Below are 17,108 nucleotides of genomic sequence, written 5' to 3'. Positions count from 1 at the left end.
CGGCGAATTACTACGAAATCGTACTAAAAGGAGCGGGTGGACATGAGGATCATTATCTACACAGGTAAAGGCGGCGTCGGCAAGACGAGTATTGCGGCGGCAACGGCAGTGAAAATGGCAGAACAAGGAAAAAGAACTCTTATTCTGAGCACAGATGCGGCACATAGTTTAGCGGATTCGCTGGCGGTACCGATCGGGCCGGATCCCGTCCAAATCAGCGACAACTTGTGGGGACAGGAAGTGAACGCCATCCGCGAGACGGAGCGCAATTGGGGAACCGTCCAAGTCTGGCTCACCAAATTACTCGACAAAGCGCAGCTGAAAGATGTCACGACAGAAGAAATGCTTGTGTTTCCAGGCATGGAGGAGCTCTTCAGTTTACTGAAAATCAAGGAATACGCGGAAAGCGGACAATATGACGTAATGGTGGTGGATTGCGCCCCGACCGGAGAGACGCTTCGTCTGCTAAGCTACCCGAACGTATTGAATTGGTGGCTCGAGAAAATATTCCCGACCGAACGCAAATTGATCAAGCTTGTGCGGCCGGTAGCCAAAATTGTAAAGGATATAGAGCTTCCTTCAGATGACGTGCTGGACAGTATCGAGCGTTTGGCACGCGGTTTGGAGGATATGCAGCGGCTCGTTCTGGATCCGGAGATCACGTCGGTTAGAATCGTGCTGAATCCCGAAAAGATGGTTCTTGCCGAAGCGAAGCGCTCCTTTACATATTTGAATTTGTTCGGGTTCAATACGGATGCGGTGATCGTTAATCGGGTGCTGCCGGATGAGGCGGGAGAAGGATTTTTCGCACATTGGCGGGACATTCAAAAGAAATACGAGGAAGAAATCGTATTGAACTTCCAGCCGCTTCCGATTCTGAAAGCACCTATGATGCAAAAGGAAGTTATCGGACTCCCCATTCTTAAAGAATTAGCGGATATCGTCTATGTGGATCGGGATCCTTCTGCAATGTTTTACCATGGCATAACGGAGACAATTCGGGAAGAGGAGGGAGAGATGCTGTTGGAGCTGATGATTCCCTTTATCGATAAGAAAGATCTAAATCTAATGCAGACGGGCGATGAATTGACGGTAGATGCCGGTGCTTATAAACGCAAGGTCATTTTACCAAGAACGTTGATGGGACGCCAAGTTGTAGGCGCGAGGTATGCGGAGGATCGGCTTAGCATTCGTTTTGGCAAGCGGGAATTGGAAATGAGTGCGAAGGATCAATGAAAAGCGAGTGCTTAGGAGGGAACGAGTGATGGAAAGAATGCCTCGATTGGAGTTTTTATTGGAGAACTTGGAGCGGCATCAAGCCAAGAAGCATGTAAAAAACGCGGTTAAGGAATGGCTGCTTGCTTCGCGATCCGTGATCGACAGTGTCATCGACACGATGGAGGAGGAAAAAACTACTCCTGTTGCCCGCAAAATCAATATATCAAAGGAATAGCGATTGCTCGTAAAAAAAAGCAGATTCAAATGAAGGCCATTCCTTTGCCTTGGGGATGGTCTTCAACTTGCCGAGTCAAAAATAAAAGTAAAGCATTTCTTTGTCATAAGGAATGCTTTTTATTATTGTCAAAAATCATTGGGACATCTTTATAACAATATAAATATAATAAAAAACATCAAATATTTATTGCAAAACGATAAATTAGTTGATAAAATCAAATTCATAAATATCAAGTGAGGTGCTTTTTTATGAAACGAGGATCCACACTCTTTTTAAGGATTGCTGTTATTCTGATTGGGATTCCAGTTCTTGCTTTGTGCGTATTTGTGGTACCAGAGATAGCGAATTTTATGGCAGAATTGTATCCAGATCATACTTATTTGAAATATCTCGTTTTCATCGATTTGTATGCAACGGCGATACCTTTTTACTTTGCTTTGTATCAAGCTTATAAGCTTCTAGGCTATATTGATAAGAACAAAGCTTTCTCGGAATTATCCGTACGCGTTCTAAAGAATATAAAAAACTGTGCAGTCATAATCAGCAGCTTGTTTGTGGTAGGCATGCCGCTCTTCTACCTGATCGCGGAGAAAGACGATGCCCCAGGTATTATACTCATCGGAATGGCCCTGATCTTTGCGTCCATGGTGATTGCCGTTTTTGCTGCTGTTCTTCAAAAGCTTCTAAAAGAGGCAATTGATATAAAATCTGAAAACGATTTGACGGTCTGAGGTGATAACGATGGCGATTATAATCAATATTGATGTCATGCTGGCTAAACGAAAAATGAGCGTAACCGAACTTTCGGAGAGGGTTGGAATAACCATGGCGAACCTTTCTATATTGAAAAATGGAAAGGCCAAGGCCATTAGGCTTTCAACTTTAGAAGCCATTTGCAAAGCGCTGGAATGCCAACCTGGAGATATTTTAGAATACCAAAGTGAAGAGAACACGTAAGGATCATCATAAAGCAGGGATCTAAAAAAGTCGCCATTTTGGCGATTTTTTTTTTGCGATTCATAACCGATGGGATGGAGGTCTGATGAGAAACAAAGCTGGCAGGCCGTTTAGTTTGCTAAGCAGGCCAGGATCACGGTTCCTAATATGTGGTAGAATGGTTGTCGAGAACAACAGCTATCATGTGTACATGAGGAGGGTAAGGTGTGATGGGCGACTGCAATGAGGGAAATACTCAGGAAAATAGTGAGAATGATAATGATCAATGGCTCAGCGAAGTGGATCAGCTTCTTCACAAGATGATTGACAAGTTAGGTGTAGCATATGGCATCGTTAGGGAAAATAAGAACCTTGAGGAGCCATCGTCCTGGAATATTCGGATCGAAGATCATAAAACCGTACTTACCTCAGTTATTCTACTAAAATATATGAGCCGGAATAAAAACATAAAGGAAGCATTGTCCCTTTTTATGTGCGATCGGTTTCCGCACTTTACTTAAGGAGTGCATCCATGTGTAAAGATATTCAACTAACGGTTAGGAGAGCAAAGGAAAATTCAACTTTGAACTTATGGAGATGAAGCTCGTCATATAATGAAGGGGGCGAATATGATGATTCTTTTAAGAGGTATATTGATTGTACTATTCGTATCTTTAATCGGGTGTCAGCAAAATACAACGCAAACAGAAAACCTCACTACTGATTCAGGTCTAGATGGTTTTGTGGAGCCGGAACCTTCGGATTGGGTGAAATACATAACGCCAGTCAGAGAGTACATGTATTATAGAACACAAGCCGTGCTTAACAAGGATATTCATATTCTGTGGGATCATTACCCAGATCTAAAAGAGAATATGGACCACAAACAAGGAGTCAATGTTGAGAAGAATGAGGTTGAATCCTTAAATCAACATGTTCATTTGTTGGATGCTAATTATAATATTGAAGGTTATGAACGAATGAAAGTGAAAACGATAAACGATAATGAAGTGGAAGTTCTTATCCATGCAAGTATGATTTATTTGAGAGATGATTTTGATGAGTCCGGAGGAGAATATTTAATAAAGGTCTTCTTAGAACGTAAGAATAATCATTGGACCGTCGTAAAAACTGACGAATATACTTTACCAGAATACAAAGAATGGATGAAAGAAAAGGAAAAGATATAATCCCTTGTTAAGCAAACTAAGCTAATGGAAACCATTACTGAAGAATAAGTTGAAGGCAGCCGGGGCAGTATGATGGGCTGCCTTTATTTTAGGTGTGTAGATCGCAAAAAGCAGTTACTTAAACCCACTCGCCGAAGATTGTTCGAGCCTTATTCCAATCCACGCCCAGACTGCCTTGCCAGCCAGCCCAAGGCATCTCCATGTCGGAACGGCCCTTGGTGTTGTCCAGACTGAACTCGGCGTTGATGATCGACTCCATGTTCGTCCAGCGATCGGGGGCAAGCTCCAGGACGCGGTTGGGGAGCACGCCGACCATAGCTAACGCCTGGAGCATACCACGGCGTATGCCGCTATGCCCTTTGATGATTTTCTCGGACGTGAGCCGTTTCTCGTATTTCCCTGGTGTTTCGCCCGCTTCCGCCCGGTCCAGACTATGCAGCAGGTGGCTGAAGGCCTGCTTGTCTTCTTCCGTTGGTTGAATAGCGTCTTCCTCCAGCAGATTGACGAACTCGGTCATGTCTACATACGCGCCGAAGCTCGATCCGCTGTAATTATTGCCCAGATGCATCGCATAACGGATGTAGGACAGGTTGTCCCAGCCTTCGTCACGATGACTGAATGCGCACACCCTGCAGGCAAGAACTCGCTCAGATTCCTCATACGCATGCGCTCGAGCGTGTATCATGGAATGGTAACTGGCCAGCGAGGATATGGCTCGCGGGTAACTCCCGCCAACCCCGGCGACAAAGGCGCTGCCAACGCTGCTCCAGGAAAGGATGGGGTTTGACTGGAGCTCGATCAGCTTGTCGATGATCTCGTCATGACGGATGTATTGCAGATCGTTTGGGACCCACCCGCTGGCGTGGAGCAGCTCCTGCTCGGCCGGAGCAAGTGTATCCGTCTTATAGATGGAAACCTCGCGTTCCGGGTCATAGTTATTATTCGAGTGGTGGTACAGCTTTTTCAAAACGCGTATCAGCTTGTTATTCATGGATAACTCCTTTCAATCGAGCCGGGAATACACCCACTCATCTGACAACCTTGGGTTGCCATATTCCATTATAATAGTAACGGGAAACGTACTATATTTCTATTCTTGTAAGTCGCTTGTGGATCAGCCTCAAAAGTACATTAAAATATAGCAGGGGACTGGATCGGACGTTACTCCAAGCTGACCAGCATTCATCATCACTAGAAGCGCTTTGGTCTGCGTCCACGAGGATGAATTTCATGAATGAACAGAGCCGAGGAATGACAATATAAGAAAGTGGTATACATTTCATTTTCCAAAGGAGGATTTCTGTCATGGCTCACCAGAAGAGAAGGAAAGAAGCTGCCTGGAAGTCACGAAAGCAAGAACAGCATCCCCATGGTAAAATCAAATCGCTCAAGGAATTGTCCAGCGAATAGAATGAAGCGTATACTACTTGGAAGCGAAAGACTGTCGGTGTAAAATACCGGCAGTCTTCTTTCTTGTAGAAATCATTAGATATTGTGATTTACTTTCTACTTGCCCACAAAATATCTCTAAGCTTCTTGGCCGTTCGCCAATTAATTTGAGCATACATAATCAATGAAGGGTAATACTCATTGTCTTAATAAGGCAAAGGATGATCCTGGCGATTGCAATTGAATTTCACTAATCACGCATGCAAGCATAATGGATTCTTGTAGAGAGCTTTGCCGAATATCACCTAAATCAACGATCGTTGACCAGCCGAGATCGTGAAGAAGTACCTTGACCTGATCTTTGGAAGGTGCATGGTTTCCGGATACGAACATGATCGGTGAACCTTCTTTATATTGGGGATGACTCATGACTTTATCGCTAACTGTATTCAGTGTCTTAACAACATGACTCTCTGGTAAAATGGATTGGATGACTTCTCCTGCTGAAGTATTTGTAAGGAGCAAGCGCGGGCCATTGTCAAAATGGACGGCATTGCTTACATCAATAACCGTTTTGCTTTTTAGATACACAGGATCGATGGTTTCAATCACTTCTATCATACTGGACCAAGGGAGAGCCGCAATAATAACCTCGCCAAATTGAGCTGCTTCAGCAAATGATGCAATATCCCCCGCATCACCTACCTCGTGTTTCCAAAGATTGCGTTTCTCGCTATGAGGTGTTCGACTACTGATGAGAATTTGATGACCTGATTTCGCAAGTCCTTTTCCTAATGATTGACCTACATTTCCCGCTCCGAGGATTCCAATTCGCATGGATATCAACTCCTTTTTAAGTGTGATTGTATTCTCTTTTAAATATCGATAACAATTAGGCACTTTTTTGTATCCAAGCTTTAACTTAAAGAACCATGATACACTATGGATAAAAATGGAGGGGAAAACGAATGCCTGTACAACGAAATGAATGTCCGGTTGAAATCGTAATTTCCATGTTAAGCGGGAGATGGAAAATTCCAATCTATAGATATTTGTTTAAAAGCTCAATACCCGTTCGGTATAGCGAATTGCAACGGCATTTACCAGCCATTTCGAAGAAAATATTGACTGAGCAGCTTCGAGAGCTTGAGCGAGATGGAATCATCGATAGAAAATCGTATCCGGAGCCTCGGCCTAGAGTCGAATATACGCTGACACCGAAGGGACGAACCATGATTGAATTTCTAGATACGATGAGCGAGTGGGGGAAAAAGCACATCCTATCCGAAATGTGAGATACAGGCGCAAAAAAAGACAGCAACATGGCCTCGAGCTTGATTGAAGCTATCAAGCGCTCGCCAATAAAGGGACGCAATGGTTTAAACTGCTGAACAAAGAAGAGAGTCCGATCGAGATAGATCGGACTCTCTTCTCTATATAACATTAGAGTCACTTAGAAGGATTTTATTTTTCAGAAGAGCAAGTGAATGGATGAGCGAGGATCCGTTTCAGTCGAAATGGGCTGACAAATGAAATGTGTCGAAAGATAAATATAGAAAAACATCTTGACATTGGAGCTTACTCCAATGTTACTTTGAATTCATGGAAAAACTTTATTCTATACAAGAGGTTTCGCAGTTACTTGGGATTCCAAAGGATACGCTTCGGTATTATGACCGGATTGGAATCGTATCGCCGTCCCGTGAAGACAATCGGTACCGCAGGTATTCGAAGAACGATCTCATCGATTTGATGAATATTCAAATCATGCAGTATGCAGACTTCACTCTTGACGAAATCAAGGGAACGTTTGGATTCCACAGAATGGAGAATGTAGACCCTGCTTATTGCCGTGAGGTTGCTTCGTTCCTCGATGCCAAGAATGCAGAAACGCGTAGGAAAATGGCCCATCTGGAAAAGGTCAGTCAATTGCTCGACGTAGCAGCCGAAACGCTAAGGGACTTTAATCAAGAAAGCGACCAACGGCTGGCAGAAATCGTTCGTGAGCTTTACCGGTCTATTCGCAAGAAGGAACCAGGAATATCCGAGGAGGGATGTCATGGGCATCAAGGTTAGGAATTTTTATTTTCTGATCGCTGGCATTCTGGCGATACTGTTTGCCTTTACGCACGCATGGAACGGGCAAACCGCTGTACTGCCGACGCTTGATGTGAGTGCGATCACGTTGGACAACCGAATAGTATTCATGTATGTCTGGCATATCATCACGGCGGAAAATCTGGTCTTCGGCATCGTGTTCATTTTCATGTCATTCCAAAGCGAGCGATTGAAGATCCGGTATGCCGCATGGACCATCGTGTCGCTTCTAATCATCCGGTTGATCGTCATTCTTGGCATAACAGCATTACAAGACGTATCGGCACTCACGGATACGCTAATCGATTCGATTGCGATCATAATCTATGTCATCTTCATCATTATGGGCATAAGAAGGAAGCCAAAGGGGTTCGGAGATCAGACGCCGCAATCCGGTCAAGTGGAGTGAAGGGTACCAAGCCGGGAGAAAGCTTCGCTGGCAGCTATCAGCCGTGGATGGAAAAGACCGTGATAATCCATTGAAAAGACGATCCTTTCCCGGGTGGTCCAGTGAAAAGGATAAAGAGATAACTATGTTGAAGAGAAAGACTGTCGGCGAAATTCCCGGCAGTCTTCTTTATTGTAATAATCTTTTCATCTTGGCTAATCATTTTCGTCCTATTCCATGTTCGGTTATTAGTTCCTAAAATTGTAAAATAATCTAGATATCATGTTTAATTTGCTAAGTGTTATGTAATCGCTATCATCCTATAATTTACTTAGAAAGGAGGTAAAAGGAAAAAATAATTCAACAATATGAGGAGGTAGATTATGTTTAAGTTCAGTAGGAAAATGATGACGGTTATTCTTGCAGCTACCATGAGTTTTGGTTTGTTTGCAACAACCTCAAGTGCAGCAACCGACTATTGGCAAAATTGGACCGATGGCGGCGGAACGGTTAATGCTGTAAACGGCTCCGGCGGTAATTACAGCGTGACATGGCAAAATACCGGGAATTTCGTCGTCGGCAAAGGCTGGAATACCGGATCGCCTAACCGAACAATTAACTACAATGCCGGCGTCTGGGCGCCTTCCGGCAATGGGTATTTGACTCTCTACGGATGGACGAGAAACGCACTCATTGAATATTACGTCGTGGATAGCTGGGGTACTTATCGGCCTACAGGGACACATAAAGGGACGGTGACAAGTGATGGGGGCACATATGACATCTATACGACCATGCGATACAACGCGCCTTCCATTGACGGAACTCAAACGTTTGCCCAGTACTGGAGTGTTCGACAATCGAAAAGAGCAACCGGGGTCAACTCCTCCATTACGTTCAGCAACCACGTGAACGCATGGGCTAGCAAGGGAATGAATCTGGGAAGCAGCTGGTCATATCAGGTGTTAGCTACAGAGGGTTATCAAAGTAGCGGAAGCTCTAACGTAACAGTGTGGTAACCAATCGCCATCAGTAAACTCAACCAAGGGGCACGGTGGGGAACGTCTTTCACGATAAGCCCGGTTCGAGCGACCGAAATGGTTTAAACGAATCCAGCGAGTTGGAATCAGCAATCCTTGACAGGGAAACAGTCGGATGGACCGTTCCCCTCTGTTCTCCGCGTTAGTCCGGATACGTTGCGGGCCGTTATTCGCCAGACGAACGGCCTTCGACGTAAAGGGGAGGCGGGTTAAATGCCGTTATGGCCTATCATTTTCCCTATCAGCTTAAAGGAGATATACCAATGAGGAAGCTATGCATGTTCTTTTTAATAGCAACAATGGTGGTGATCGGCGCTTGTTCGCAAGATAAGCCTGAGAAGAAAGATGATTTTGTATTTGTGGAAGGCGGGACCTTTAAGAACAACCAGTCTAACTACGCTGAAATAAATGCAACCGTATCAAACTTTTACATCGGCAAATATGAGGTCACTCAAAAAGAGTGGGTGGAAGTCATGGGCAGGAATCCCTCTGCATTCAAAGGCGACCATTTGCCGGTGGAAATGGTGAGTTGGTATGACGTTGTGGAGTACTGTAATCAAAGAAGCATTCAAGAGGGCTTAAAACCGTATTACAACATAGACAAGGGCAAAAAAGATCCGAAGAATAGAAATGATAACGATCAGATCAAATGGACCGTTACGATCAATGAGGGAGCTAACGGTTACCGATTGCCTACAGAAGCGGAGTGGGAATATGCTGCAGGCGGAGGTCAGAACAGCAAGGATTACATCTACAGCGGAAGTAATAATGCCGACGAGGTTGCATGGTATTGGAAAAACGCCGGGGACAAATACCTATCTGGGGATTGGAACTGGCCTATCATAGAGAGCAATCATAATAGAACAAAATCGATCGGTACCCAGAAACCCAACGAGTTGGGAATTTACGATATGTCTGGCAACGTAAGAGAGTGGTGCTGGGACTGGCATGGCGACATAGATAGTCAAAGCGGTTCTTTCCGAGTAGTAAAGGGCGGCGGGTGGATCGGCGACGTTAGCAACAACGAGATATCCTTCCGAGGCAAGTTCGATCCCAATGGCTTTGGCCCCGATCAAGGTTTTCGTGTCGTTCGCGGAGAAATATGACATTTAATAGTCATATTTCTTTTTTTATTTTTATGCTTTGGATGAAATTCATAACAAACAATAGAGAGAATAAAATGTACGGTCAATGGCATGATCAGGGACGCCTACTAGATTACGAAGATGCGAAAGATGGATTGGAGTTAAATGGTTTGTGATCGTGTGGGAGTGAGGTACTAAATAAATGGAGGCGGAAATCATTGCAAACGAGGGTTGAATCATTTAATATGGATATCATATATCCATAAATAAGAGCGATCTTAAGAAGGAAGGAGAGAAAACATGCTTTAATTATGGATAATATAGATCCATTAAAGTCTTTTAAATCACCAATACTGGCGATTATGGCGGCTCGGCGGGCTTCTCGCCCGCAACCAGAAACTATAGCGGAAAGCGAGATGAAGGTTATGAACGATTTTTTTAATGAAGCGATTTGGGAAAAGGCTTGGAAAGAACATGGCGATAGCGTTGTGGACAAGATGAAAAAGGCCGGAATCAAACCGACCCGCGCCTTTGATCATAAGGCGAAGACTTTCAACGAGCAATCGTTTAATGAAGAGGGAAGAAAACGGACCACACGAATCATGAATTGGCTTGAAGGACAAGGGGTTCGATTCGACAACGCCTCTGTGCTGGATATTGGCGCCGCTTCGGGCGTATTTTCGGTGCCGTTTGCAGAGCGGGGGGCCCGCGTAACGGCCGTAGAATCCTCTCCACCGTTGATCGAACTGCTGAAGGAAAACATCGGAACATTCGCCGATGACCAGGTGAAGATTGTGCCTGAACCTTTTGAAGATATTGACGTGGCGGCCAGAGACTGGAGCAATGCCTTCGATCTTGTCTTTGTCTCAATGTGTCCCGTCATTCTAGATTGGGATAGCGTCGAGAAGGTACTACAATGCGCAAGGGATTATTGTTATATCAGTATGCCGGCAGGTTCCACGGAGCTCAGTTTGGTAAATGAAATCTGGCCGCTTATCACCGGTCAGCCCTTCAAATCGAAACACATGGAATTCGGATATTTGCTTCATTTGCTGTATCTCAAAGGCTATTCCTATGAGTCCCTTATAACACGGGAAACGAAAACGACGGAAGTCTCAAGAGAAGCGGCGTTACAGGAAATGATGAACTGGCTTCGCAGTCACGGTCTTCCTGCAGATGATCAGAATCGGAAGTTAATTGCAGACTATTTAGAGCAAGCGTACCCGTCCGGTAAAGTAATCATCCGGCAGAGTGGTCGTTATGGTAAAGTACTGGTTCGATTGCAGGATCAAAGCATGTACACAAGAAAAATTTGAATCAGGAATATTGCCGAAATATATCTTGAAGCAGCACACCGGCTCTAATTGAAGGAACAGAATGATAACTGTCTTCATGAATAGAAAAGAGATCTCAAAGGGATGACAATATGCATGTCTGGATATCGAGCAAGAGGTGCCTTTATTAATAGAGAAAAGTCAATTCCAAATTCGTCGTGACTTCAATGATGACCTCACTGTAATATAAATATGTACAGATAGGAGATGAGAAACGGTGTTGAAATTAGTAAAGGCTTTGCTGGTGGGATTGAGCATGATTGTATTTGGTGTAGATTCTGGAAATGTGCAATCTTCCGTCGTATCGGCAGCCGGTGCTGAATATTATGTGGCCACCGACGGGAGTGATTCCAATCCGGGGACGATCCGTGCGCCATGGAAGACGCTGCAGCATGCGGCTGACAAAGCTGATCCGGGCAGCATGATTTACGTTCGGGACGGCGTATACAATCAGAAGCTCAAGATAACACGCTCCGGTACAGCATCACAAGGTCCCATTACTTTCACGAGCTATGGTTCGGAGAAACCCATCATGGATGGTACAGGACTTTCAGTCAACGGGATTGAAGGGCTTATTGAGATAACCGATGTTAGTTACATTACCATTCAAAGCTTGGAGATTCGCAACTATGCCACTTCTTCCAGAAACGCGGTGCCAGTTGGGATCTATGTTCAAGGTTCAGGCGGCTTTATTAATCTGAGCAACAACAAGATCCATGATATCCAGAGTACGGCCACGCCAGCCGGCAGTGATTTGCTTGGAAGAGATGCTCATGGTATCGCCGTATACGGCACCAAAGCTCCGGAATCGCTTCACGACATTACGATTCACGGTAATGAGCTGTACAATCTTGTCCTGGGTTCCAGTGAAACACTGGTACTGAATGGTAATGTAGATACCTTTGCGGTGACGGACAATCTCATTCACGATAACGACAACATCGGGGTGGATATTATCGGTTTCGAGGGGACTGCTCCGGAAGAAGCTTACGACCAGGCACGTCATGGCTTGGTGAAAGGTAATCGGATATACAATATTTCTTCCAACCACAATCCTTCTTATGGGAAAAGACTTCCGAATAACAGTAATGCAGCCGGTGGTATTTATGTTGATGGCGGCAAAGACAGCATCATTGAACAGAACTACAGCTACAATAATGACATCGGCATTGAAATTGCCTCGGAGCATGCGGGTAAATCCACCAGTCATATTACGATCCGAAGTAACATGGTGCACAATAACCGGTTGACGGGCATCGCCATGGGCGGATACGACGACGAGCGGGGGTCAACGGTGAATTGCAAGGTAGTGAACAACACCATTTACAATAACGATATGATAGGCGAGGGTAGCGGCCAGCTCTATGTCCAGTATGATACGCGTAATAACGTGGTCAAGAACAATATCTTTGTGGCTAGTTCCACGGGCGTTCTGATCTACAATGAATATACAAAAAATTCAGGAAACGTCGTGGATTACAATCTATATTTTTCTCCAGGTGGTAGTGCAGATGCATTTTGGACATGGAAGAGCAAAGACTATACTGGCTTTTCCGCATACAAAGCGGGATCCGGCAACGATGCGCATTCTTTGTTCATGGATCCTAAATTCGTAAATGCTCCCGGAGGCGACTTTCATCTTCAGTCTTCGTCCCCAGCGATAGATGCTGGTTCGACGGATAACGCGATCATCGGGACGCAGGACATTGACGGGAAGCCAAGAGTGCAAGGGGCCGATGTAAACATCGGGGCAGATGAGTAAAAGCAACCCTTTTTTAGAAACGGGTAAAAAATAAAGCCGAAATATTAAAAGAGCCTCATAAGAAGCTGGATCGGCAGCAATCGGAACGTCCTTATTTTGGAGTACTTGGTATATATATTTTGAGCTGCAGCTTCGAACGCATTCATCAAAGAGTCGCCATTTTTGGCGGCTTTTTTGATATCAGGGAACTGACCCTGCCTAGGTGTTTGTATTGTAACGAGGGATATTGGATATCGACTTATCCAACATATAGCCCGAAGGAGCCATTTTCATATATAGACAATTAAGAGAAAATGAGAAAATCATGTAATAATACCGGTATCGTATGGTGGCTAGAGCAACAAATAGAAGGGAGGTTATTTGAAAGATGAATAAAACGGGAGTTTGGTTGTTTTTTGCATGGACTGTATCCGCTGTGGCAACAAGCGGAAGTTTGTTTCTTAGTGAAGTATGGCATTTTACGCCATGTGTCTTATGTTGGTATCAAAGGATCTTCATGTATCCATTAGTCATTGTCTTAGGAATCGCAGCATATCGGCAAAAGACGCACATCGTCCCATATATCCTCCCCCTAGTAATCATTGGCGGAGGCATATCCACATATCATAGTATCATTCAAAAACTCCCTAAAGATTCGGATATTGCCGCTTGCGGGCCAGTGTCCTGCTTGAATGACTACTTGAATTGGTTCGGCTGGTTGACCATTCCGATGCTGGCATTTGCCGCGTTCGTGCTCATCGCTGTGGCTCTATTGCTGGCGCTGCGCTCGCAGAAACAACAAACAAACCAGTGATGTAGCTGCAACTTATATTTGAATCGAAAAAAGGCCGGACTGGTTAACAGCCGGGCTTTTTTACTTTGTATAATAGCTATGCCGAATAGCTATGACGGTTTTGCCGTAATGGGTTATTGGGTCGCCAACTTGAGTATTACAAAATTTGGATATAGGTTATAATAGCCCGAGTACCTGTGCAGCCTGATGGTTTTACCTACCTGGCGAGAACGTTAATCGGCCAACAGCTTTCGGTCAAAGCCGCCGGAACGATTTTCCAGAGGATAGAACGTCTATGCGGGGGGATTACGCCCGATTCCTTCCTGTCTGTAGCAGAGGAGAGCTTACGGTCAGCGGGATTATCCAAGAACAAGCTAGGCTATATCCGGAACGCTGCTGAACAAACAAAAGAGGGAGTGCTTAATTTTCAAGCGTTTGCCAATATGGAAGACGAGGAAGTTGTTCGCTTGTTGACATCGGTAAAGGGTATTGGCCGGTGGACAGCGGAGATGTTCCTCATTTTCTACTTGGGAAGACAGGATGTTATATCTTTTGGCGATCGTGGACTTAACCGTGCTGCTGAATGGCTTTATGCAACAGAGAATAGCAGCGGTTCTTCTCCATTACTTTTTAAACATTTAGATTGGAAGCCTTACAATACGCTTGTTTCCTTATACCTATGGGAAGCCATTAATGTCGGCTTGGTTCAAGCTGGACCGTCTATAACTCAATTTGAAGAAAATAATGCATAGCTTAACGGGAATGGTCTGTCCATGTGGCTCCATGAGATTATAAGTGATCCCAACCTTTCTCCAACCATACAGGAGTTGGTTTTTTCTTTATGATTGCTTATTTGGACTTATAGGCGATGCATATCCGATTATTCTAGACGCAGACAATCCCATGTCTGTGTTTTTTTATTATTTCTGCAAGGGGAGGATGGCATTGACAAAACAAAATCGTATTTAGTTCATTACAGGGGCAAGCAAGGGACTGGCATATGCCTTCGCCCGTGCTGCTTCTTACTAAATGATCTGTAACAGCCGGCCTAAGGTTCGGCTGTTTTTTCCATCAACAATGAATGGTAATGATCAAATTTTTTATATCTTGCGGACTTATTCCATATCCCTATGCTTCAACAAGGAGCTTATGATACATTACTTAAAAATCATGATGAGGAGATGGAATCCGTTATGCACAAAGTAATCAATCCGAAAATCCATTACTTCGGGACTTCGGTCGTGTTGATCAGTACCATCAACGAAGACGGCACCCCCAATTTGGCTCCGATGTCCTCCGCCTGGTGGCTCAATCAATCATGTATGCTTGGTATGAGCAGCAGGTCCCAGACTGTTCAAAATATGATTCGTGAAGGCGAGTGTGTGCTTAATCTCCCGTCGATTGACTTGATTCCCGCAGTTGATCGTCTGACCCTGTTAACTGGTCGCAACCCAGTCCCAGAGTCGAAAGCATCGAGGGGATATAAGTTCGAGGCGAATAAATTTGGTGTCGCAGGGCTAACTCAAGTTCAGTCCCATGTTGTTCAAGCGCCGCGTGTGAAAGAATGTCCCGTCCATCTGGAAGCCAGGTTGGTAAAGCTCCATCCTTTTGAAGAACCAAGTTCGCTTGTAGCCATCGAAGTGCGCATTGAAAAAGTTCATATCGAAGATGAACTTCTTATGGACCCCAAATCAAACTATATCGATCCTTCGAAATGGAATCCGATGATTATGAATTTTTGCGAATATTTTGGTCTAAGCGAGCAATTGTCCGCATCAAAATTAGCGCCGGTATTCGGACCTGGTTCAGTAGAAAATATGAATAAGAAATGAGTGGTGTGGAATATAAGAGTATGCCATGTGTATCTAGCTTTGGTTTGAACTCAACAAGCATGCAAAATTAAAGCGACAGAATTCAACCTGCCGCTGGCCTCTATTCTTAATATTCGCACACCTTCATACAATGAATGGATGCGTGATCCTATGAAGAACGGCATATAAGGTGCGCCGGGAAGGGGGATGGAATGCTTCGTCGAGAGAAATTACGTATGTGTGGGAAATCGGAAGTGGCTGGAGTAAGGCTTGGACAGAAGCTGAAGCAAAAAGCAGAAATTCGAATGGCAGCCAGCTCTTTACTGGATGCCGGTCATTCGCTTGGACCCCAGTTATCGGTACAACGGGTTTTAAGAAAATGGCCTTAACGGGGAGCGGATTACTGTTAGTAGCACTGACAGGCTTGATGGGGGCGCCGCATTGCCTGGTGATGTGCGGGGGGATCGTTTCTTCTCTGGCCCTTCGAACCATCGTCTCCCCGCTTGCTTCTACGTTAGCCTACAACGCTGGGAGAGTGACAACGTACACGGTGATCGGAGGCTTTATGGGGATGGTTGGCTCCTTTCTGGATGTGGCTGGCAGCTTTGTAGGCTTCCAAGGAGCGGCCAGCATCATTGGCGGACTGCTCATACTGCTGTGGACCTTTCGCCGGTACACATTGCCCATTTATAACGCGCATCTGCCGAGACATTCTTTTTTTCACCTGAAATTGGAACGGCTTGGTCAGCGGCATGAGCTGTTTGCGACTTTTCTAACCGGCCTTCTGCTCGGTTTTCTTCCATGCGGCTTGACCTATGCGATGCATATGAATGCAGCGGCATCCGGTTCTGGTCTGCAAGGCCTCTTGATCATGCTGGTATTTGGACTTTCGACTTTTCCCATTCTGCTCCTAACGGCGCTGTCTGCCGGCAGTCTAACGAAAAAGTGGCGCAGAGGAATGCGCAAATTCGGCGGTTTTCTGGCCTTTTTAATGGGGATGCTGTCTATATTAAAGGGACTAAGCGCCAACGGATGGATTCCGGGTATTCACCCCTGGTTATGGTAAGTAAGCAGGACTAACGAACTTTGAACAAGGTCCTTACCGTGACATGCTGATTCTCCCAACGAAGGACCGCTTCCGCCTGCCAAAGTCCTTGCATAACAGGTACAGCCGTTGCGGTATATACACCCGGCTTTGATTCGACAATTGCTGCGGGGAATACACCACAAAACATATCGGGCATAGTAAGGTTGAGTTCAATATCGGCGTTTATAACAGGCTTCTCAGGTAGCTCCGTAATGATAACCTGAAAGGATGTCTCCTTCATGGGTTTTGCAACAGATTGAACGGATTCTATTTCCATACGAAGCTGCCCATCCGTATAAAGATCTTCTGCTTTGGAACGATCATGAACCTGTCGGTACAGAATCAGAACCACAATCATAAAGAGCAACAACAAAGCAATGCCCCATCTTGTCTTCATGATATCCCTTCTTTCGCCTGAAAACATGAGTATTCTCTCATAGGTATGTAAGAAAAGGTCAGAACATGCACATATTGATGTGGCTCTAGTTCCGAAATAGCGCCCGAACTCTAATATGGGCAAGAAATTCGTACCGAAACTAAATCCCCTCTGCAACCTTCTAGGGATATAGGAACTTCCCTGTGACATGGTTGTGGAGTTTTTTTGTGCAATCAGCATAAGTTATATCCCGGAATATAGACACTTTTGAATAGGAGTGGCTGTTTTCCCGGTTTGTTTGGGTTTTGGCATGGAATATTATGATGAATGGTAAGCATTTGTCTAATTTTTATAGGCATGTTAGGATATCCAATATTATTGTACG

The 17,108-nt window shown here is 44.8% G+C and carries 21 protein-coding genes; 18 read left to right on the top strand and 3 right to left on the bottom strand.

Going from position 1 to position 17,108, the window contains the following annotated elements:
• Positions 1 to 42: 42 nt before the first annotated feature.
• From OHJ21_RS09930 to OHJ21_RS09905, 6 genes are all read left to right on the top strand, one after another.
• The gene (locus OHJ21_RS09930) at positions 43 to 1,236 is read left to right on the top strand and encodes an ArsA family ATPase (RefSeq protein ID WP_486019968.1); all 1,194 of its coding nucleotides are present in this window, start codon (positions 43 to 45) and stop codon (positions 1,234 to 1,236) included.
• A gap of 28 nt (positions 1,237 to 1,264) precedes the next feature.
• Positions 1,265 to 1,453 (top strand): hypothetical protein, encoded by a 189-nt coding sequence (locus OHJ21_RS09925; protein ID WP_326113405.1) that lies wholly within the window; start codon positions 1,265 to 1,267, stop codon positions 1,451 to 1,453.
• A 251-nt stretch (positions 1,454 to 1,704) separates the two neighbouring features.
• Positions 1,705 to 2,187: a DUF2975 domain-containing protein gene (locus OHJ21_RS09920; protein WP_100537481.1), complete on the top strand. Its 483-nt coding sequence runs from the start codon at positions 1,705 to 1,707 to the stop codon at positions 2,185 to 2,187.
• 10 nt (positions 2,188 to 2,197) lie between these two features.
• A complete protein-coding gene (locus tag OHJ21_RS09915) occupies positions 2,198 to 2,413 on the top strand; it encodes a helix-turn-helix domain-containing protein (RefSeq protein WP_127593026.1) in 216 nt (71 codons plus the stop codon).
• Positions 2,414 to 2,622: 209 nt separating this feature from the next.
• The gene (locus OHJ21_RS09910; protein WP_326113406.1) at positions 2,623 to 2,913 is read left to right on the top strand and encodes a hypothetical protein; all 291 of its coding nucleotides are present in this window, start codon (positions 2,623 to 2,625) and stop codon (positions 2,911 to 2,913) included.
• A gap of 111 nt (positions 2,914 to 3,024) precedes the next feature.
• Complete coding sequence (locus OHJ21_RS09905) at positions 3,025 to 3,582, top strand: hypothetical protein (RefSeq protein WP_486019967.1); 558 nt, start codon at positions 3,025 to 3,027, stop codon at positions 3,580 to 3,582.
• Between the two features lie 118 nt (positions 3,583 to 3,700).
• On the opposite strand, the gene OHJ21_RS09900 is transcribed toward OHJ21_RS09905, so the two are convergent.
• Entirely contained in the window at positions 3,701 to 4,573 is an 873-nt protein-coding gene (locus OHJ21_RS09900; RefSeq protein WP_486019966.1) for a hypothetical protein, read from the bottom strand.
• 314 nt (positions 4,574 to 4,887) lie between these two features.
• Between OHJ21_RS09900 and OHJ21_RS09895 the strand changes: the two genes are divergently transcribed.
• Positions 4,888 to 4,992 (top strand): DUF6254 family protein, encoded by a 105-nt coding sequence (locus OHJ21_RS09895; RefSeq protein WP_015735743.1) that lies wholly within the window; start codon positions 4,888 to 4,890, stop codon positions 4,990 to 4,992.
• Between the two features lie 177 nt (positions 4,993 to 5,169).
• Here the strand turns inward: OHJ21_RS09895 and OHJ21_RS09890 are convergent, their stop codons facing one another.
• Positions 5,170 to 5,808: an NADPH-dependent F420 reductase gene (locus OHJ21_RS09890; RefSeq protein ID WP_394055410.1), complete on the bottom strand. Its 639-nt coding sequence runs from the start codon at positions 5,806 to 5,808 to the stop codon at positions 5,170 to 5,172.
• A 131-nt stretch (positions 5,809 to 5,939) separates the two neighbouring features.
• Here OHJ21_RS09890 and OHJ21_RS09885 point away from each other — a divergent pair, with 131 nt between their 5' ends.
• The 11 genes from OHJ21_RS09885 to OHJ21_RS09835 all read left to right on the top strand — a co-directional run bounded on the left by OHJ21_RS09885 (position 5,940) and on the right by OHJ21_RS09835 (position 16,326).
• The gene (locus OHJ21_RS09885) at positions 5,940 to 6,266 is read left to right on the top strand and encodes a winged helix-turn-helix transcriptional regulator (RefSeq protein ID WP_100537475.1); all 327 of its coding nucleotides are present in this window, start codon (positions 5,940 to 5,942) and stop codon (positions 6,264 to 6,266) included.
• 307 nt (positions 6,267 to 6,573) lie between these two features.
• Entirely contained in the window at positions 6,574 to 7,047 is a 474-nt protein-coding gene (locus tag OHJ21_RS09880; RefSeq protein WP_100537474.1) for a MerR family transcriptional regulator, read from the top strand.
• A complete protein-coding gene (locus OHJ21_RS09875) occupies positions 7,031 to 7,477 on the top strand; it encodes a hypothetical protein (protein ID WP_486019965.1) in 447 nt (148 codons plus the stop codon). The genes OHJ21_RS09880 and OHJ21_RS09875 overlap by 17 nt, the downstream gene beginning before the upstream one ends.
• A gap of 362 nt (positions 7,478 to 7,839) precedes the next feature.
• Positions 7,840 to 8,475: a glycoside hydrolase family 11 protein gene (locus tag OHJ21_RS09870; protein ID WP_394055415.1), complete on the top strand. Its 636-nt coding sequence runs from the start codon at positions 7,840 to 7,842 to the stop codon at positions 8,473 to 8,475.
• Positions 8,476 to 8,759: 284 nt separating this feature from the next.
• Entirely contained in the window at positions 8,760 to 9,602 is an 843-nt protein-coding gene (locus OHJ21_RS09865) for a formylglycine-generating enzyme family protein (RefSeq protein WP_486021026.1), read from the top strand.
• 404 nt (positions 9,603 to 10,006) lie between these two features.
• Positions 10,007 to 10,897: a class I SAM-dependent methyltransferase gene (locus tag OHJ21_RS09860; protein ID WP_100539409.1), complete on the top strand. Its 891-nt coding sequence runs from the start codon at positions 10,007 to 10,009 to the stop codon at positions 10,895 to 10,897.
• 235 nt (positions 10,898 to 11,132) lie between these two features.
• The gene (locus tag OHJ21_RS09855) at positions 11,133 to 12,677 is read left to right on the top strand and encodes a right-handed parallel beta-helix repeat-containing protein (RefSeq protein WP_207797467.1); all 1,545 of its coding nucleotides are present in this window, start codon (positions 11,133 to 11,135) and stop codon (positions 12,675 to 12,677) included.
• A gap of 367 nt (positions 12,678 to 13,044) precedes the next feature.
• Entirely contained in the window at positions 13,045 to 13,470 is a 426-nt protein-coding gene (locus OHJ21_RS09850) for a disulfide oxidoreductase (RefSeq protein ID WP_100537471.1), read from the top strand.
• Positions 13,471 to 13,646: 176 nt separating this feature from the next.
• Positions 13,647 to 14,201, top strand: coding sequence for a DNA-3-methyladenine glycosylase family protein (locus tag OHJ21_RS09845; RefSeq protein ID WP_165789650.1), 555 nt, complete (start codon positions 13,647 to 13,649; stop codon positions 14,199 to 14,201).
• Between the two features lie 441 nt (positions 14,202 to 14,642).
• On the top strand, positions 14,643 to 15,281 hold the full coding sequence (locus OHJ21_RS09840) for a flavin reductase family protein (RefSeq protein ID WP_486019964.1): 639 nt from the start codon (positions 14,643 to 14,645) through the stop codon (positions 15,279 to 15,281).
• Between the two features lie 358 nt (positions 15,282 to 15,639).
• Positions 15,640 to 16,326 (top strand): sulfite exporter TauE/SafE family protein, encoded by a 687-nt coding sequence (locus OHJ21_RS09835; protein WP_486021025.1) that lies wholly within the window; start codon positions 15,640 to 15,642, stop codon positions 16,324 to 16,326.
• 10 nt (positions 16,327 to 16,336) lie between these two features.
• On the opposite strand, the gene OHJ21_RS09830 is transcribed toward OHJ21_RS09835, so the two are convergent.
• Positions 16,337 to 16,744: a FixH family protein gene (locus OHJ21_RS09830; RefSeq protein WP_486019963.1), complete on the bottom strand. Its 408-nt coding sequence runs from the start codon at positions 16,742 to 16,744 to the stop codon at positions 16,337 to 16,339.
• Between the last annotated feature and the right edge of the window lie 364 nt (positions 16,745 to 17,108).

Origin of the sequence: Virgibacillus sp. LDC1 (genome assembly GCF_025792345.1) — a bacterium.
GTDB classification, from domain to species: Bacteria; Bacillota; Bacilli; order Paenibacillales; family Paenibacillaceae; genus Paenibacillus_AQ; species Paenibacillus_AQ lautus.
The sequence above is the reverse complement of the archived record's forward strand: the minus strand, read 5'-3'. Positions and strand labels throughout refer to the sequence as shown.

Bases quoted from the DNA above. Each gene is read 5' to 3' on its own strand.
- OHJ21_RS09895 (WP_015735743.1), top strand. From the start codon at position 4,888: ATGGCTCACCAGAAGAGAAGGAAAGAAGCTGCCTGGAAGTCACGAAAG.
- OHJ21_RS09880 (WP_100537474.1), top strand. From the start codon at position 6,574: ATGGAAAAACTTTATTCTATACAAGAGGTTTCGCAGTTACTTGGGATT.
- OHJ21_RS09905 (WP_486019967.1), top strand. From the start codon at position 3,025: ATGATTCTTTTAAGAGGTATATTGATTGTACTATTCGTATCTTTAATC.
- OHJ21_RS09850 (WP_100537471.1), top strand. From the start codon at position 13,045: ATGAATAAAACGGGAGTTTGGTTGTTTTTTGCATGGACTGTATCCGCT.
- OHJ21_RS09860 (WP_100539409.1), top strand. From the start codon at position 10,007: ATGAACGATTTTTTTAATGAAGCGATTTGGGAAAAGGCTTGGAAAGAA.
- OHJ21_RS09925 (WP_326113405.1), top strand. From the start codon at position 1,265: ATGGAAAGAATGCCTCGATTGGAGTTTTTATTGGAGAACTTGGAGCGG.
- OHJ21_RS09870 (WP_394055415.1), top strand. From the start codon at position 7,840: ATGTTTAAGTTCAGTAGGAAAATGATGACGGTTATTCTTGCAGCTACC.
- OHJ21_RS09875 (WP_486019965.1), top strand. From the start codon at position 7,031: ATGGGCATCAAGGTTAGGAATTTTTATTTTCTGATCGCTGGCATTCTG.
- OHJ21_RS09830 (WP_486019963.1), bottom strand. From the start codon at position 16,744: ATGAAGACAAGATGGGGCATTGCTTTGTTGTTGCTCTTTATGATTGTG.
- OHJ21_RS09920 (WP_100537481.1), top strand. From the start codon at position 1,705: ATGAAACGAGGATCCACACTCTTTTTAAGGATTGCTGTTATTCTGATT.
- OHJ21_RS09835 (WP_486021025.1), top strand. From the start codon at position 15,640: ATGGCCTTAACGGGGAGCGGATTACTGTTAGTAGCACTGACAGGCTTG.
- OHJ21_RS09910 (WP_326113406.1), top strand. From the start codon at position 2,623: ATGGGCGACTGCAATGAGGGAAATACTCAGGAAAATAGTGAGAATGAT.
- OHJ21_RS09900 (WP_486019966.1), bottom strand. From the start codon at position 4,573: ATGAATAACAAGCTGATACGCGTTTTGAAAAAGCTGTACCACCACTCG.
- OHJ21_RS09930 (WP_486019968.1), top strand. From the start codon at position 43: ATGAGGATCATTATCTACACAGGTAAAGGCGGCGTCGGCAAGACGAGT.
- OHJ21_RS09915 (WP_127593026.1), top strand. From the start codon at position 2,198: ATGGCGATTATAATCAATATTGATGTCATGCTGGCTAAACGAAAAATG.
- OHJ21_RS09865 (WP_486021026.1), top strand. From the start codon at position 8,760: ATGAGGAAGCTATGCATGTTCTTTTTAATAGCAACAATGGTGGTGATC.
- OHJ21_RS09840 (WP_486019964.1), top strand. From the start codon at position 14,643: ATGCACAAAGTAATCAATCCGAAAATCCATTACTTCGGGACTTCGGTC.
- OHJ21_RS09890 (WP_394055410.1), bottom strand. From the start codon at position 5,808: ATGCGAATTGGAATCCTCGGAGCGGGAAATGTAGGTCAATCATTAGGA.
- OHJ21_RS09885 (WP_100537475.1), top strand. From the start codon at position 5,940: ATGCCTGTACAACGAAATGAATGTCCGGTTGAAATCGTAATTTCCATG.